The 16,047-nt window shown below is 69.4% G+C and carries 14 protein-coding genes; 11 read left to right on the forward strand and 3 right to left on the reverse strand.

What is annotated here, in order from left to right:
• Window positions 1-394 precede the first annotated feature (394 nt).
• Complete coding sequence (locus tag FB600_RS04915) at window positions 395-886, reverse strand: hypothetical protein (RefSeq protein WP_025098670.1); 492 nt, start codon at window positions 884-886, stop codon at window positions 395-397.
• A 477-nt stretch (window positions 887-1,363) separates the two neighbouring features.
• Here FB600_RS04915 and FB600_RS04920 point away from each other — a divergent pair, with 477 nt between their 5' ends.
• The 6 genes from FB600_RS04920 (at window position 1,364) to FB600_RS04945 (ending at window position 8,652) form a co-directional block, all read left to right on the forward strand.
• Complete coding sequence (locus FB600_RS04920; RefSeq protein WP_105821501.1) at window positions 1,364-2,389, forward strand: bile acid:sodium symporter family protein; 1,026 nt, start codon at window positions 1,364-1,366, stop codon at window positions 2,387-2,389.
• Between the two features lie 227 nt (window positions 2,390-2,616).
• Window positions 2,617-4,479 carry an EAL domain-containing protein gene (locus FB600_RS04925; protein WP_145756323.1) on the forward strand — a complete coding sequence of 621 codons (1,863 nt, stop codon included), beginning with the start codon at window positions 2,617-2,619 and terminating at the stop codon, window positions 4,477-4,479.
• 315 nt (window positions 4,480-4,794) lie between these two features.
• The gene (locus tag FB600_RS04930; protein WP_096750097.1) at window positions 4,795-5,814 is read left to right on the forward strand and encodes a LacI family DNA-binding transcriptional regulator; all 1,020 of its coding nucleotides are present in this window, start codon (window positions 4,795-4,797) and stop codon (window positions 5,812-5,814) included.
• Entirely contained in the window at window positions 5,811-7,097 is a 1,287-nt protein-coding gene (locus FB600_RS04935) for an AGE family epimerase/isomerase (RefSeq protein WP_098153543.1), read from the forward strand. Before FB600_RS04930 ends, FB600_RS04935 begins: the two co-directional genes overlap by 4 nt.
• Window positions 7,094-8,005, forward strand: coding sequence for a carbohydrate kinase family protein (locus tag FB600_RS04940; protein WP_047836599.1), 912 nt, complete (start codon window positions 7,094-7,096; stop codon window positions 8,003-8,005). Before FB600_RS04935 ends, FB600_RS04940 begins: the two co-directional genes overlap by 4 nt.
• A 425-nt stretch (window positions 8,006-8,430) precedes the next feature.
• Window positions 8,431-8,652, forward strand: coding sequence for a hypothetical protein (locus FB600_RS04945; RefSeq protein WP_013699583.1), 222 nt, complete (start codon window positions 8,431-8,433; stop codon window positions 8,650-8,652).
• A 63-nt stretch (window positions 8,653-8,715) separates the two neighbouring features.
• Here FB600_RS04945 and FB600_RS04950 read toward each other — a convergent pair whose 3' ends face one another.
• Window positions 8,716-8,910: a DUF2905 domain-containing protein gene (locus tag FB600_RS04950; protein WP_047836597.1), complete on the reverse strand. Its 195-nt coding sequence runs from the start codon at window positions 8,908-8,910 to the stop codon at window positions 8,716-8,718.
• A 14-nt stretch (window positions 8,911-8,924) separates the two neighbouring features.
• Window positions 8,925-10,136 (reverse strand): class I SAM-dependent methyltransferase, encoded by a 1,212-nt coding sequence (locus FB600_RS04955; RefSeq protein ID WP_145756324.1) that lies wholly within the window; start codon window positions 10,134-10,136, stop codon window positions 8,925-8,927.
• Window positions 10,137-10,149: 13 nt separating this feature from the next.
• Between FB600_RS04955 and FB600_RS04960 the strand changes: the two genes are divergently transcribed.
• The 5 genes from FB600_RS04960 to glmS all read left to right on the forward strand — a co-directional run bounded on the left by FB600_RS04960 (window position 10,150) and on the right by glmS (window position 15,779).
• Window positions 10,150-10,914: an SDR family NAD(P)-dependent oxidoreductase gene (locus tag FB600_RS04960; RefSeq protein ID WP_145756325.1), complete on the forward strand. Its 765-nt coding sequence runs from the start codon at window positions 10,150-10,152 to the stop codon at window positions 10,912-10,914.
• Window positions 10,915-10,974: 60 nt separating this feature from the next.
• A complete protein-coding gene (locus FB600_RS04965; protein ID WP_145756326.1) occupies window positions 10,975-11,379 on the forward strand; it encodes a dihydroneopterin aldolase in 405 nt (134 codons plus the stop codon).
• On the forward strand, window positions 11,376-12,365 hold the full coding sequence (gene ttcA / locus FB600_RS04970; RefSeq protein WP_013699588.1) for a tRNA 2-thiocytidine(32) synthetase TtcA: 990 nt from the start codon (window positions 11,376-11,378) through the stop codon (window positions 12,363-12,365). The genes FB600_RS04965 and ttcA overlap by 4 nt, the downstream gene beginning before the upstream one ends.
• A 133-nt stretch (window positions 12,366-12,498) precedes the next feature.
• A complete protein-coding gene (gene glmU, locus FB600_RS04975; protein WP_096750093.1) occupies window positions 12,499-13,860 on the forward strand; it encodes a bifunctional UDP-N-acetylglucosamine diphosphorylase/glucosamine-1-phosphate N-acetyltransferase GlmU in 1,362 nt (453 codons plus the stop codon).
• Window positions 13,861-13,961: 101 nt separating this feature from the next.
• Window positions 13,962-15,779, forward strand: coding sequence for a glutamine--fructose-6-phosphate transaminase (isomerizing) (glmS, locus tag FB600_RS04980; protein WP_096750092.1), 1,818 nt, complete (start codon window positions 13,962-13,964; stop codon window positions 15,777-15,779).
• Window positions 15,780-16,047 lie beyond the last annotated feature (268 nt).

The following is a 16,047-nucleotide window of genomic DNA, read 5'->3' on the forward strand; positions in this document are numbered from 1 at the left end:
CATCTTCATGGACCGATAAGCTGGTCAAAATTGGGAGCACTTATGTTCGGTATAGCGGCGCCGTGATTCGAGGGCCGCGGGCCCGGGGCCCGGCCGGCGCGCGGCATGGCTTGCCGCCGCGCGCCGGGCACGGCGCCGGTACTGGCGCCGGCCCGCCCCCCCGAGCGAGCCGGCACGCCGGCGAGGCGCGAAAGATAGCGCAAGCGTCGTGGCGATAAAAGCGGGCCGGGATAAAAAGGCGGGGACTGTGGCAAATCCGCGTCACAGGATGCGAGGGGAAGCGTCGCAGGATACCTGGAACGGGTGATGTCGCGAGGCGCGCGCGCTCATGCGCCGGATGGACGAACGGCGCCGCGGGCGGTGAAGCCGGCGGCGCCGAAGCAGCGAACGGAAATCAGTTGTTGCGGTAGAACGAGGAGAAGAAGGTACTGCGTCCGCCGCCGTTGTCCTGCATGCGCGGCTGCGGTTGCGGGCGGCCACCGCCGCGTTCCTCGTTGTAGCGCGCCACGTCGGCGCGAATCGAGCCGCTGCGCACCGCGCCGTCCGACTGGCCCGGGCGTTGCATGCCGCCCGAGTTCGCGCTGATCGAGCGATACGGGCTGTTGCCGGGATAACGGCCGTATTGCCCGCCGCCGTATTGCGGCGTGCCGGCATATTGGGGATGGCCGCTGTAAGGCGTGCCATAGGTCGGCGTCGACATCGGCCGCAAGCCCCAGCGCGGGCCGCCGCCGTTCATGCCGCGATTGACGCCGCCGAAGCGCGGCTGCGCCGCGCGCGCCTCGCCGTGCCAGCCGGAACCGGGGCCGGGACGGCCGCCGAAGCCGCCGCCGTGCGGCGGATGGGCGAACGCGAGCGAGGCCAGCAGCGCAGCAGCCGCGCCCACCATGCATCGTCCGATTATCCGTTTTGCCCGTTCCACTTTGATCACCCGGTTTGCCGCTCGCCGATCGCCCGGGGGTCGCCTTGTCGACCCCGATTCGGGACGCGAGCTTTCAGCAGTAATTTATGGGCGCGGCCATTTGATGTCGAGCCGAAAAGTGTTAGACCGTCGGCACCGATGTAACACCGTGTTACTCCAGGGCTTTTCAGGATTTTCCATAAGTTTTTAAACGAATTTGAAGCCGCTTTCGGCGATGTTTAGCGATGGTTTTTCGTCGCTGATTTTGTGCTGGGAAAGGGGGACGCAGCGGGAAAAGCATATCGCCCAGGCTGATGTTCCATACAAAGCTTTCATCAATCGATGCGTGAAATGAATTTGCCTCTTGAATGGGCTTGACCGGACAATACGCGCTGACTCGCGGCGGCCGGCCGTGTTCCGCCGTCGCCGCCTTCCCGCCTCCCGACCCGCAAGCCCGAGATTCCGATGGCCCGACCCCGTTTCCTTCCCGACAATTTCACGCTGGCCCTGGTCGGCACCGTGGTGCTGGCCAGCCTGCTGCCCGCGCGCGGCGAGTTCGCCGTGGGCGCCAACTGGGCCACCGATATCGCGATCGGCCTGCTGTTCTTCCTGCACGGCGCGAAACTCTCGCGCGAGGCCGTGATCGCAGGCGCCACCCACTGGCGCCTGCACATCGTGGTGCTGCTGAGCACCTTCGCGCTGTTCCCGCTGCTGGGCCTGGCGCTCAAGCCGCTGCTCACGCCGCTGGTCACGCCGGCGCTCTACACCGGCGTGCTGTTCCTCTGCACCCTGCCGTCCACCGTGCAGTCCTCGATCGCCTTCACCTCGATCGCCAAGGGCAACGTGCCGGCCGCGGTCTGCGCGGCCTCGGCCTCGAGCCTGCTGGGCATCTTCATCACGCCTGCCCTGGTGGGCGTGATGCTGAGCGCGAGCGCCAGCTCGGGCGCCTCGGGCTGGAGCACGGTGGGCAGCATCGTGATGCAGCTGCTGGTGCCCTTCCTGGCCGGCCAGTTGCTGCGCCCGCTGATCGGCAAGTGGATCGAGCGCAACCGCGGCGTGCTGAAGTTCGTCGACCAGGGCTCGATCCTGCTGGTGGTCTATGTGGCCTTCAGCGAGGCGGTCAACCAGGGCCTCTGGCACCAGATCCCGCCGCTCGCGCTGGGCGGCCTGCTGGTGGTCTGCGTGGTGCTGCTGGCGCTGGCGCTCGGCGTGACGGCCCTGGTGGGCAAGCGGCTCGGCTTCAATCGCGCGGACTGCATCACCATCATCTTCTGCGGCTCGAAGAAGAGCCTCGCCTCCGGCATCCCGATGGCCAAGGTGATCTTCGCCGCGCACGCGGTGGGCGCGATCGTGCTGCCGCTGATGCTGTTCCACCAGATCCAGCTGATGGTCTGCGCCGCGCTCGCGCAGCGCTGGGGCGCCCGCGATCTCAGCCTGGACGACGCCCGCGAAGCGCAGGGCAAGCCCGCCCTGAACGCCGGCAAGCGCTGACGCGGCGGGCCGCGCCAAGCGGCCCGCAATCCTCCTACGATCCACTGCTCTTCATAGTCAAAATATGACTAAAAATAAAATGACCATGAAGAATTTGATGCCCGCGCGTCGATCGCACTGAAGCCGGCGGCCGGCAGCCCGGCGCTTCGTGACCGTCACAAAAAATTCACTGCCGTGACGCGGCGGCCGGTGGTTACATTGGCCGTTCCGTCGCCCGCTCGCACTACATGCCTCCGCCCGTTCCCGTCGCCGCCGCAGCGCTCGTGCGCGTCGCCGATCTGCTCGCCGCCGGCGCGCTGAGCGCGCAATTCCAGCCGATCGTGGCGATCGCGGGCGGCGCGATCATCGGGTACGAGGGGCTGGTGCGCGGCCCGGCCGGCTCGGCCGTCGAGATGCCCGGCCCGCTGTTCGCGCAGGCCGCCCGCGAAGGCTGCTCGCTCGACCTGGAACTAGCCGCCGCCGCCACCTGCGAGAAGGCCTTCGCCGCCTCGGGCGCCGACGGCCAGCTATTCGTGAACTTCAGCGCGCACGCCATCGTGCAACTGGCGCGGCAGCGCGAGCGCGTGCTCGCGGCGCTGCCGGCCAGCCGCATCGTGATCGAGCTGACCGAGCAGCATCCGGCCAGCGACCTGCCCGGCCTGCCCGCGGCACTGGCCGAGCTGCGCGGCTCGGGCATCGCCTTCGCGCTCGACGACTACGGCACCGCCAATGCCAGCATGAGCGCCTGGGTGCGACTGCGCCCCGACATCGTCAAGATCGACCGCTTCTTCATCGACGGCATCGCCAGCGACCCGCGCAAGTTCGAGGCGGTCAAGGCGATGCAGCATTTCGCGCTGGCCACCGGCAGCCGGCTGATCGCCGAGGGCATCGAATGCGCGGCCGACCTGATCGTGGTGCGCGACCTCGGCATCGACTGCGGCCAGGGTTTCTTCCTCGGCCGCCCCGCGACGGTGCCGGCCCCGCGCACCGCCGCGCCGGCCCACGACGCGCTGCGCGCGCCGCATATCGCGGTATTTCCCGGCGTGACGCGCACCGCCACCATCACGCGCCCCAATGCGACGGTGACCGACAAGATGCGGGTGCCGGCGCCCGCCCTGCCCAGCCACGCCACCAACAACCAGGTGCTCGAGCTGTTCCGGCGGCGGCCCGACCTGCACGCGGTGGCGGTAGTCGAGGGCGAGCGGCCGATCGCGCTGATCAACCGGCGCGGCTTCATGGATCGTTATGCCCTGCCCTATCACCGCGAGGTGTTCGGCAAGCGCGCCTGCCTGCAGTTGGCCAACGACACGCCGCTGATCGTCGACAATGCCACCACCGTCGAGCAGCTCACCGCGCTGCTGGCGAACCACGACCAGCGCTACCTCACCGAAGGCTTCATCATCACCGACCATGGCCGCTACGCCGGGCTGGGCACCGGCGAGAGCCTGGTGCGCGCGGTCACCGAGGTGCGCGTGGAGGCGGCCCGCTACGCCAACCCGCTGACCTTCCTGCCCGGCAACATCCCGATCAGTTCGCACATCGCGCGCCTGGTCGGCAACGACGCGGCCTTCCACGCCTGCTACGTCGACCTGAACCAGTTCAAGCCCTTCAACGACCAATACGGCTACTGGCAGGGCGACGAGGTGCTCAAGTTCGCCGCCGCGGTGCTGGCCGACGTCTGCGACCCGATGCGCGACTTCCTCGGCCACGTGGGCGGCGACGATTTCCTGGTGCTGTTCCAGAGCGACGACTGGCGCTCGCGCGCGCAACGCGCGATCGACCGCTTCGACGAGGGCGCGCAGCGCTTCTACGCGCATGCGGACCGGCTTGCGGGCGGCATCCGCGGCGAGGACCGGCGCGGCAACCCGGCCTTCTTCGGCTTCGTGACAATGGCGATCGGCTGCGTGCGCGTGCCGGGCACGCGCCGCTACCGCAGCGACGAGATCGCCTCGGTGGCCGCGCTGGCCAAGCGGCGCGCCAAGCAGCAGCCGGGGCACCTGTATTTGATCGACGTCGACGAGGGCCGCGCCTGGTTGCGCGCCCACGGCGAGCAATCGAACGCGCCCGACGTGCCGGACGCCGCCGCCGCCGCGCCGCGCGCGAACGACTAAACACGCCGCCGCCGCTCCACGTCGAGAGCGCTGGCGCCGCGTCTTCTCCCGGCCCGCTCGCCGCCCTGCGCGGAAGGGCGCTCCATGCCTTACCCCTTCCACTCGCCCGCCTTGCGCGACGCCGACGCTGCGGCGAGCGCGTTCAGCTCACCCCAATCTGTTTAGAGAACAAAATAAACAAGTCGATCCGCATGAATCAGGAATTACCCCGAAATTACGGGTATTTCCCGACGTTCCCTTGCCCGTGCCGCCGGATTTCCTCGAAAGTTTTTACTATACAATCCGCATTACCCTAAACACTCAGGCTCGACCAGCATGGGTACCACCATTCGCGATGTCGCCCAGGCGGCAAACGTATCGATCGGCACCGTCTCGCGCGCGCTGAAGAACCAGCCCGGCCTGTCCGAAGCCACCCGCGAGCGCATCGTCGCGGTCGCCGCGCAGCTCGGCTACGACCCGGCGCAACTGCGCCCGCGCATCCGCCGCCTCACCTTCCTGCTGCACCGCCAGCACAACAACTTCGCCGCCACGCCGTTCTTCTCGCACGTGCTGCACGGCGTCGAGGAGGCCTGCCGCGACCGCGGCATCGTGCCGGCGCTGCTGACGGTGGGCCCGACCGACGACGTGCTGCGCCAGATGCGCCCGCACGCGCCCGACGCGATCGCGGTGGCCGGCTTCATGGAGCCCGAGACGATCGACGCGCTGGCCGCCACCGGCCGCCCGCTGGTGCTGATCGACATGTGGGCGCCGGGGCTGCGCTCGGTGAACATCGACAACATCGCCGGCGCCTCGCAGGCAATGCGGCACCTGTTCGAGAGCGGCCGCAAGCGCATCGCCTTCATCGGCGGGTCGCTGGCACACCACAGCATCGCGCAGCGCGCGCTCGGCTTTCGCCGTGCCTTCTTCGAGGCGGGGCTGCTGTTCGATCCCTCCCTGGAAGTGACCATCGACGCCGGCCTCGACCCCGATACCGGCGCCGCGCGCGCGATGGAGCGCATGCTCGACGCGGGCGGCCCGCGCCCCGACGCGGTGTTCGCCTTCAACGACGCGGCCGCGCTGGCGGCGATGCGCGTGTGCCTGGCGCGCGGGCTGCGAGTGCCCGAGGACGTGGCCTTCGTCGGCTTCGACGACATCCTCGGCGCGGCGCACGCGGCGCCGCCGCTGACCACCCTGGCCGTCGACAAGGAAGCGCTGGGCCGCCGCGGCGTCGAGTTGCTGCTGGCCGACGCGCCCGACCAGACAGAAATTCGCCTGCCCGTGCGGTTGATCGAGCGCGCGAGCAGTTCCGTGGCGGCGCTCGCGCCGCGCCCCCTCACCCCGGTAATCGCATCATGACGAACCCTGCCTCGCCGACCGCGCCGGACCTGCCGGCGCCGCCCGTCGCGAACTTTCGCGACGCCGATTTCCTGCTTTCCCACGTGCGGCACACGCTGCACTTCTACGCGCCGACGGTCTACGATCCGACGGGCGGCTTCTTCCATTTCTTCCGCGACGACGGTTCGATCTACGAGCGCGACACGCGCCACCTAGTCAGCAGTTGCCGCTTCGTCTTCAACTACGCGATGGCCTATCGCCAGTTCGGCGATGCCCGGCATCTCGACTACGTGCGCCACGGCCTGCGCTTCCTGCGCGAGGCGCATTGGGACCCGGTGCTCGAGGGCTACGACTGGGAGCTGGAATGGCGTGACGGCCGCAAGGTCGCCACCCGCGACGGCACCCGCCACTGCTACGGCCTGGCCTTCGTGCTGCTGGCCGGCGCGCATGCGGCGATGGCCGGCGTCGAGGAAGGGCGCGAGCTGGTCGAGCACACCTTCGCGTTGATGGAAAAGCATTTCTGGGATGCCGAGGGCGGCCTGTACAAGGACGACGCGACCGCCGACTGGCAGGTCTCGGGCTATCGCGGCCAGAACGCCAACATGCACACCACCGAGGCGCTGCTGGCCGCCTACGAGGCCACCGGCGAGGTACGCTACCTCGACCGCGCCGAGCTGGTGGCGACCAACATCACGCGGCGCCAGGCGGCGCTGTCGCAGAACCTGGTGTGGGAGCACTACCACGCCGACTGGTCGATCGATTGGGAATACAACAAGGAAGACAGCACCAACATCTTCCGCCCCTGGGGCTTCCAGCCCGGGCACCAGACCGAATGGGCCAAGCTGCTGCTGATCCTGGAGCGGCACCGCCCGCTCGACTGGCTGCTGCCGCGCGCGATCGAGCTGTTCGACGCCGCCTTCGCGCATGCCTGGGACAGCGAGCACGGCGGCCTGGTCTACGGCTTCGGCCCCGACTACACGGTGTGCGACCACGACAAGTATTTCTGGGTGCAGGCCGAGACCTTCGCGGCCGCCGCCCTGCTCGGCGCGCGCACCGGCAGCGAGCGCTTCTGGGACTGCTACGACGAGATCTGGCGCTATAGCTGGCAGCACTTCGTCGACCATCGCCATGGCGCCTGGTATCGCATCCTGACCTGCGACAACCGCAAGTACAGCGACGAGAAGAGCCCCGCCGGCAAGACCGACTATCACACCATGGGGGCCTGCTACGAAGTGCTCAACGCGCTGCCCGGCGCCGACGGCACGCTCGGCCAGGCGGTCCCGCATCGCAAGGAACACGCATGACCAGCAGCGCCAACTTCCCGCATTTCGTGTCGGCCGGCGACATCCTGACCGACATGGTCCGCCACGGCGCCGCGCAATGGACCTCGGTGCCCGGCGGCGCCGGCTGGAACGTGGCGCGCGCGGTGGCGCGCCTGGGCGTGCCCAGCGCCGCGGTCGGCGCGCTCGGCCAGGACTGCTTCTCCGAGGTGCTGTGGCGCGAGAGCGAGGCGGCCGGCCTCGACATGCGCTTCCTGCAGCGCGTCGATCGCCCGCCGCTGCTGGCCATCGTCCACGAGACGCAGCCGCCCTCCTACTTCTTCATCGGCGAGAACAGCGCGGACCTGGCCTTCGATCCGGCCGCGCTGCCCGCCGGCTGGGAAGCGCCGCTGCAATGGGCGCACTTCGGCTGCATCAGCCTGGTGCGCGAGCCGCTGGCCGGCACCCTGATCGCGCTGGCCGCCAGCCTGCGCGAGCGCGGCGTGAAGATCAGCTTCGACCCGAACTACCGCAACCTGATGACGGCGGCCTATCGCCCGACGCTGGAGAAGATGGTGAAGCTCGCCGACCTGGTGAAGGTGTCGGACGAGGACCTGCGCCACCTGTTCGCCGGCGGCGAGGCCGAGGCGATCGCCGAGCTGCGCGCGCTGAATCCGGCCGCCACGCTGCTGGTCACGCGCGGCTCGGATGCCGCCACGCTGTATGCCGGGGACGCGACGTTCGAGGCGCGCCCGCCGCGCGTCGAGGTGGCCGACACGGTGGGCGCGGGCGACGCCTCGATCGGCGGCCTGCTGGTCAGCCTGATGACCGAGCCGCAGCGTGCCTGGCCCGAACACCTGGCCTTCGCGCTGGCCTCCGGCGCCGCCGCCTGCCGCCATACCGGCGCGCATGCGCCGACGCTCGAGGAAGTGAACGCGCTGCTGGCCGGCTGAACCGGCGCACCTGCCTGATCGCGGGAACGGCCGGAACCGTGAGGTTCCGGCCCCGCTCGTCGCCTCTCCCGGTTTCGCCGGTTTCGCCGGTTTCGCCGGTTTCGCCGGTTTCGCCGGTTTCGCCGGTTTCGCCGGTTTCGCCGGTTTCGCCGGTTTCGCCGGTTTCGCCTGCTTGCCGCTTTCCCGGCTTCCCGGGCATCTTTCCGGCCCGCGCCGACGCGTTCACAGCGCCACGCCCACCTGTCTTCCGGCCCTTTCCAAAGCTCGCCCCGCCGCCCCGGATCCCTTGCCCGGCGAGCACTTTCACCGATCGCCCAAGTCCGCCCGGCAAGTCGTCGCCGGCACGTTCGCCCCCCAATCCCGCGGTTCGGCAGCGCCGCGCGCGCGATGCTAGGATGAAGCGTCCCACTTTCCGGGAGACCTGCATGAACGGCATCCGCATGACGTCCCGCGGCTATACGGCGAACGCCTATACGCGCGCGGCGGAAGGGGGCCGCTTCCGCGGCTACGTGATCCTGTCCCGCTCGGACGGCGACTCACCCGACAACACCGAGTACGAGGCGGACAGCGTCCGCGCGAGCGAGCGCGAGGCGCTCGACGACGCGGAAGCGCTGGTCAGGCGCATCGTCGGCGAGCTATCGCATTGATCGAAGGGAGGATGGGCCGCGCGCCGCGACGGCGCGCGGCGCGGGTTCGATCGACGCATCACGTCACCAGAGCTTCGCGATCACCGAGATGATCGCCATCAGCACCAGCGTCGACATGAAGGGGAACGGATAGGCGCGCGAGCCGATCCGGATCGTCACGTCGCCGGGCAGGCGCCCGACGCCGAGCCTGGACAGCCAGGGCCAGCTGCGCGCCAGCACCATCACCGCCACGAAGGACACCAGCAACCAGCGGAACATGAGCGCCTGGTCTCCTAGAGCGCGTGCGAGCGTTCGCCGCGCGCGAAGGCCGCGAGGCGGCCGTCGATGCCGCGCCCGAACGCGATCACCTTGAACAGCTCCCCCATCTCCGATTCCGCGATCAGCTTCTGCACCGCGTTGGCGGCCGGCAGGAAGCGCGCGCCGTCGGCCGGGTCGATGTCGGCCAGCACCTCGGTGATGCCGGCATTGAGCAGGAAGCGCCCTTGCGAGGTATAGCCGAGCAGCTCGGCGCCGGCCGCCACGGCCGCCTCGTGGATGCCGGAGAACTCGACGTGCGCGGTGATGTCCTGCAGCCCCGGCCAGACGAAGGGATCGCCATGCGCGCGATGCCGGTAGTGGCACATCAGGGTGCCCTCGGCGCGTTGCGGGTGGTAGTACTCGCCGGCCGGGAAGCCGTAGTCGATGAAGAAGGCCGCGCCGCGCGCGAGCATGCGGCAGACAGTGCCCGTGAAGGCGCGCGCGGCTTCGTGGATTTCGGTCAGATAGCCTTCCGGCAGTTCGAGCGCGTCGAGCGCCGCCAGCGCCGCCAACGCCGATATTCCGGCGGACTCCGGCAGGGGCCGATCCTCGAACACGAAGGCGCGCGCCGCGTCGACCGCCACGCCGCGCTCGCGCCAGCCCGTCTCGCCGCGCAGCACCAGCCGCACCGGCATCGCGTCGAGCACCTCGTTGCCGACCACCACGCCCTCGAAGCGCCCAGGCAGCGCGTCGAGCCAGTGCACGCGGCTCGCCAGCGGCGCCGGCAGCTCGGCCGCCAGCGTGGCACGCTGGCGCTCGCGCAGCTCGCCCGACAGCTCGACGATCTCGTAGCGCTCGGGTGCCGCGCCCAGCGCGTCGAGCGCCGCCAGCAGCCCGGCCGCCAGCTTGCCGGTGCCGGCGCCGAATTCCATCAGGCGCCGCGTGCCGCTGGCCTCGAGCGCCTCGGCCAGCGGCCGCGCCAGGGTCTGCGCGAACAGCGGCGAGAGCTCGGGGGCCGTGACAAAATCGCTGCCGTCGTCGCCGCGCCGGCCGAACTTGCGCGCGCCGCCGCTGTAGTAGCCCAGGCCCGGCGCGTAGAGCGCGCGTTCCATGAAGCGCGAAAACGGCACCCACCCGCCCGAGGCCGCGATCTCGGCGCGCAGCGAGGCGGACAGCGTTTCCGACTGCGCGAGCGCGTCCGGGCCGGGAACGGGTAAACTAGCGGGTTCGTGAGCTTTCGGGTTCATCCCGGCATTGTAAATGAGCGATTCCGCCGCAAGGCCTGTCGGCAGCACCGTCCGCCCGGACCGCGGCGCGCGCGTCGCGCTGATCACGGGCGCCGCCCGCGCCGACGGCCCAGGCGAGATCGGCCGCGCGCTGGCGCTCGCCTTCGCCCGCCGCGGCTGGCAGGTGGCGCTGGCCGTCGACCACGAGGCGGACCGCCCGGCCGCCCAGGCGCTGGCCGCCGAGGTCGAGGCGCTGGGCCGCCGCGCCGCCGTGCTGGTGGCCGACCTGTCGAGCGAGCGCGGCGCCGCCGCCCTGGTGCCGGCCTGCAGCGCGGCGCTCGGCCGGCCCGGCTGCGTGGTCTGCCACGGCGATCCGGCCCCGGCCGACGACGCCACCAGCGCCGGCTACGCCTCGCTGCTGGCCTCGGTGGCCCGCCACGTGGCCGCGCCGGTGGTGCTGGGCCGCACGCTGGCCGAGGCGACGCCCGAGGCCGCGCGCGAGGACGAGACGCAACGCGCGGTGCTGATCCACCTGCTCGACGACGCGTTGTACCATCCCGCGCCCGAGCGGCTCTCGCATGCACTGGCGCAGGCCGCGCTGCATCGCGCGACGGCCGCCCAGGCGCTGGCGCTGGCGCCGAAGGTGCGAGTCGCGGCGCTGGTGCGCGGGCGCGCCCCGCATGCCGACGAACTGGCGGCGGCCGCCTGCTACCTGGCCGATGCGCCGGGCGTGACGGGCGCCACGCTGAGCGTGGACGGCGGCGAGCATCTCGCCCCGCCCGCGGCCGGCCAAGCCTGAGGACCGGCGCGCCGAGCGCGCCATTTCGCGTGTTAGCACGCCTATTTGACTGGAACGACCATGTTTTCCGCCCTCCTGCACCCCAGGCTCGCCGACTGCCGCAGGCTCTACCTGCGTGACCACGAGGTCTCCATGCGTATCGGCGCGTTCGAGCACGAGAAGCGTGGCGAACAGCGTGTCGTGATCAACATCGACGTGTTCGTGCCGCTCGCCCTGACCACCCCGCTCAAGGACAAGCTGCGCGAGGTGATCGACTACGATCTGATGAAGCAGGCCGTCGCGCATTGCATCGCGAGCGGCCATATCCACCTGCAGGAAACGCTGGTCGACTCGATCGCCGCGCACCTGCTTGCGCACCAGGCGGTGCGCGCGGTGCGCGTCTCCACCGAGAAACCGGACGCCTACCCCGATTGCGACGCAGTGGGCGTCGAGGTCTTTCGCATCAAGGACGAGGAGCGAGCATGAATGCGCCCCATACCCCCGCACAACACGAAGCCGTGGAGGCCGTCGAGGCCGAGGTGGAAGCCGGCCGCCGCGCGCTGACGCGCCGCGAGCAGAAGGAAGCCTACGAGAACAACAAGCTGTTCAAGCGCATCGTGCGCCAGGTCGGCCAGGCGATCGGCGACTACAACATGATCGAGCAGGGCGACAAGGTGATGGTCTGCCTGTCGGGCGGCAAGGACAGCTACGCGATGCTCGACGTGCTGCTGCGCCTGCGCGAGCGCGCCCCGATCGACTTCGAGATCGTCGCCGTCAACCTCGACCAGAAGCAGCCGGGCTTCCCCGAGCACGTGCTGCCCGAGTACCTGCGGCAGGTGGGCGTGCCCTTCCATATCGAGAACCAGGACACCTACAGCATCGTCAAGCGGCTGGTGCCCGAGGGCAAGACCACCTGCTCGCTGTGCTCGCGGCTGCGCCGCGGCATCCTCTACCGCGTGGCGGGCGAGCTCGGCGCGACCAAGATCGCGCTCGGCCACCATCGCGACGACATCGTGCAGACCCTGCTGCTCAACATGTTCTACGGCGGCAAGCTCAAGGGCATGCCGCCCAAGCTGCAGTCCGACGACGGCCGCAACGTGGTGATCCGCCCGCTCGCCTACGTGAAGGAGACGGACCTCGAGAAGTACGCCGAGCTGCGTGAATTCCCGATCATCCCCTGCAACCTCTGCGGCAGCCAGCCGAACCTGAAGCGCGCCGAGATGAAGGCGCTGATCCGCGACTGGGACAAGCGCTTCCCGGGCCGGGTCGACAACATGTTCAACGCGCTCTCGGCGGTGGTGCCCTCGCACCTGATGGACACCACGCTGTTCCCGTTCAAGGACCTGCGCGCCACCGGCGTGGCCGATCCGGCCGGCGACATCGCCTTCGACGAAGACCCTTGCGGCACCGATGCAGGTGCCGGCAAGGGCGAGGGGCAAGCGATCTCGATCGTCCAGTTCGACGACCTGTAACAAGCGCTCACAAGTTCGTGGAAGGCCCGCCCCGCGGGCCTTCCCACGGAAAATCGGAGTGTCGGGGGCGCCGCCTGCCACTGCCCTGCATGCTAGAATCCGCAACTCCGAACTCTCCCGACACGCTGGCGCCATGAATATCGTGATTTTGGCGGCAGGCACCGGCAAGCGCATGCGTTCCGCGCTGCCGAAAGTGCTCCATCCCCTGGCCGGCAAGCCGCTCCTCTCCCACGTCATCGATACCGCCCGCTCGCTCGCGCCCTCGCGCCTGGTGGTGGTGGTCGGCCATGGCGCCGAGGCAGTGCAGGCCGCGGTGGCCGCCCCCGACGTGCAGTTCGCGCTGCAGGAACAGCAGCTCGGCACCGGCCACGCGGTGCGCCAGGCACTGCCCTTGCTCGACCCCGCCCAACCGACCCTGGTGCTGTACGGCGACGTGCCGCTCACGCGCGCGAGCACGCTCAAGCGCCTGACCGAGGCCGCCACCGACGCCCGCTACGGGATCCTGACCGTCACGCTCGACGACCCGAGCGGCTACGGCCGCATCGTGCGCGATGCCGCCGGCAGCGTGACGCGCATCGTCGAGCAGAAGGACGCCTCGCACGAGCAGCTCAAGATCGCCGAGATCAACACCGGCATCGTCGTCACGCCCACCGCGCAACTGGCGATGTGGCTCGGCGCGCTCGGCAACGACAACGCCCAGGGCGAGTACTACCTGACCGACGTGGTCGAGCAGGCCATCGAGGCCGGTTTCGAGGTGGTCACCACCCAACCCGACGAGGAATGGGAAACGCTCGGCGTGAACAGCAAGGCGCAGCTCGCCGAGCTCGAGCGGATCCACCAGCGCAACCAGGCCGAGGCCCTGCTGGTCGGCGGCGTGACGCTGGCCGATCCGGCGCGCATCGACATCCGCGGCTCGCTCGCCTGCGGCCGCGACGTCTCGATCGACGTGAACTGCGTGTTCGAGGGCGAGGTGGTGCTGGCCGACGGCGTGACGATCGGCGCGAACTGCGTGATCCGCAACGCCCGCGTGGGCGAAGGCGCGCGCATCGACGCGTTCTCGCACCTGGACGGCGCCCAGGTCGGCGCGCAGGCCGTGGTGGGCCCCTATGCGCGACTGCGCCCCGGCGCCTCGCTCGGCGACGAAGCCCATGTGGGCAACTTCGTCGAGGTCAAGAACGCGGTGCTCGGCCACGGCTCGAAGGCCAACCATCTCACCTATATCGGCGACGCCGACATCGGCGCGCGCGTGAACATCGGCGCCGGCACCATCACCTGCAACTACGACGGCGCGAACAAGTTCCGCACCGTGATCGAGGACGACGTGTTCGTCGGCTCCGATACGCAGCTGGTCGCGCCGGTGCGGGTGGGCAAGGGCGTGACGATCGCGGCCGGCACCACCGTCTGGAAGGACGTGACCGACGGCAAGCTGGTGCTCAACGACAAGACGCAGACGGAGAAATCCGGCTACGTGCGCCCGACCAGGAAGAAGGGCTGAGGAAGCGGGCCGTTGCAGCGGCTGCAGCGGCCCCGACGGGTTAGAACAGTTTCGAAGGCGCACACGGGTTGCGCCTTCCTCATTTCGGAGGATCGATCGCCATGTGCGGCATTGTCGGCGCAGTTGCGCAACGTAACATCGTTCCGGTGCTGATCGAAGGTCTGCGCCGGCTGGAATACCGCGGCTACGACTCGTGCGGCGTGGCCGTGCTCGAGAACGGCGCGCCCAAGCGCGCGCGCAGCGTGGCCCGCGTGGCCGACCTCGACGCCCAGGTGCGCGAGACGCAGCTCGAGGGCGTGACCGGCATCTCGCATACGCGCTGGGCCACGCACGGCGCGCCGGTCACCCACAATGCGCACCCGATCTTCTCCTCGGACGCGGTGGCCCTGGTGCACAACGGCATCATCGAGAACTACGAGGCGCTGCGCGAAGGGCTGCGCGCCAAGGGTTACCAATTCGTCACGCAGACCGATACCGAGGTGATCGCCCACCTGGTGCACAGCCTCTATCGCGGCGACCTGTTCGCCGCCGTGCGCGAGGCCGTCGCGCAACTGCACGGCGCCTACGCGATCGCGGTGATCCACAAGGACCAGCCGAACACGGTGGTGGGCGCGCGCCAGGGTTCGCCGCTGGTGGTGGGCTTCGGCGAGGGCGAGAACTTCCTCGCCTCCGACGCGCTCGCGCTGGCCGGCAGCACCGATCGCTACACCTTCCTCGAGGAAGGCGACGTCTGCGAGCTGTCGCTGGACGGCGTGAAGATCGTCGACCGCAACGGCGCGCGCGCCGAGCGCGAGATCCGCGTGGTGAGCGCCTATGGCGGCGCGGTCGAGCTGGGCCCGTATCGCCACTTCATGCAGAAGGAAATCTTCGAGCAGCCGCGCGCGATCGGCGACACCATCCCGCCGGTGGAGGCCTTCGAGCCCTCGCTGTTCGGCGACGATGCCGCGGCCACCTTCAAGGAGATCGACAGCCTGCTGATCCTCGCCTGCGGCACGAGCTACTACTCGGGCATGACGGCGAAGTACTGGCTCGAATCGATCGCGAAGATCCCCACCCAGGTGGAGATCGCCAGCGAGTATCGCTATCGCGACTCGGTGCCGAACCCGCGCGCGCTGGTGGTGGTGATCTCGCAATCGGGCGAGACCGCCGACACGCTGGCCGCGCTCAAGCATGCGCAGACGCTGGGCCACCAGCACACGCTGGCGGTGTGCAACGTCGCCACCAGCGCGATGGTGCGCCAGACCGCGCTGCAGTTCCTGACGCGCGCCGGCACCGAGATCGGGGTGGCCTCGACCAAGGCCTTCACCACGCAGCTGGTGGCGCTGTTCCTGCTGGCCGCGACGCTGGGCAAGGTGCGCGGGCATGTGGATGCGACGCGCGAGGCCGACTACATCCGCCAGTTGCGGCACCTGCCGGCGGCGCTGAACAGCGTGCTGGCGCTGGAGCCGCAGATCATCGCGTGGTCGGAGGAGTTCTCGCGCAAGGAGAATGCGCTGTTCCTCGGGCGCGGGCTGCATTACCCGATCGCGCTGGAAGGCGCGCTGAAGCTGAAGGAGATTTCGTATATCCACGCGGAAGCGTATCCGGCCGGGGAGTTGAAGCACGGGCCGCTGGCGCTGGTGACGGAGGCGATGCCGGTGGTGACGGTGGCGCCGAATGACACGCTGCTGGAGAAGCTGAAGTCGAACATGCAGGAAGTGCGGGCGCGAGGGGGCGAGCTTTATGTGTTCGCCGATGCGGATACGCATATCGTCAATGACGACGGGCTGCATGTGATCCGGATGCCGGAGCATTATGGGCCCTTGTCGCCGATTCTGCATGTGGTGCCGTTGCAGTTGCTGGCTTATCACACGGCCTGTGCGCGGGGAACGGATGTGGATAAGCCGCGGAATCTGGCGAAGTCGGTGACGGTGGAGTGAGGGGGTAAGTGGGGGTTGGTTGCCGGCATCGCAGGTGCCGGCAACGTGCCTCCTCCGCGTGGCCATGACGCGACAAGGTCACGAGAAAATCATGTGACGGCAAGGTATTTCAGAAGTAGATTGCTCGTTGTATTCGGTTCGCCAGCAGCAGAAACAAAATCCTAAATAGCTTGGCTGATCGTCAGCAACCCGACGAGATAGCAGATCCCGCAACGGGTGGAGACGCGGCAGCATCGCCCAGGTGTCTTAACTGCAAGTGCTTGACGTC

The organism is Burkholderia sp. SJZ089 (assembly GCF_007828315.1).
GTDB classification, from domain to species: domain Bacteria; phylum Pseudomonadota; class Gammaproteobacteria; order Burkholderiales; family Burkholderiaceae; genus Burkholderia; species Burkholderia gladioli.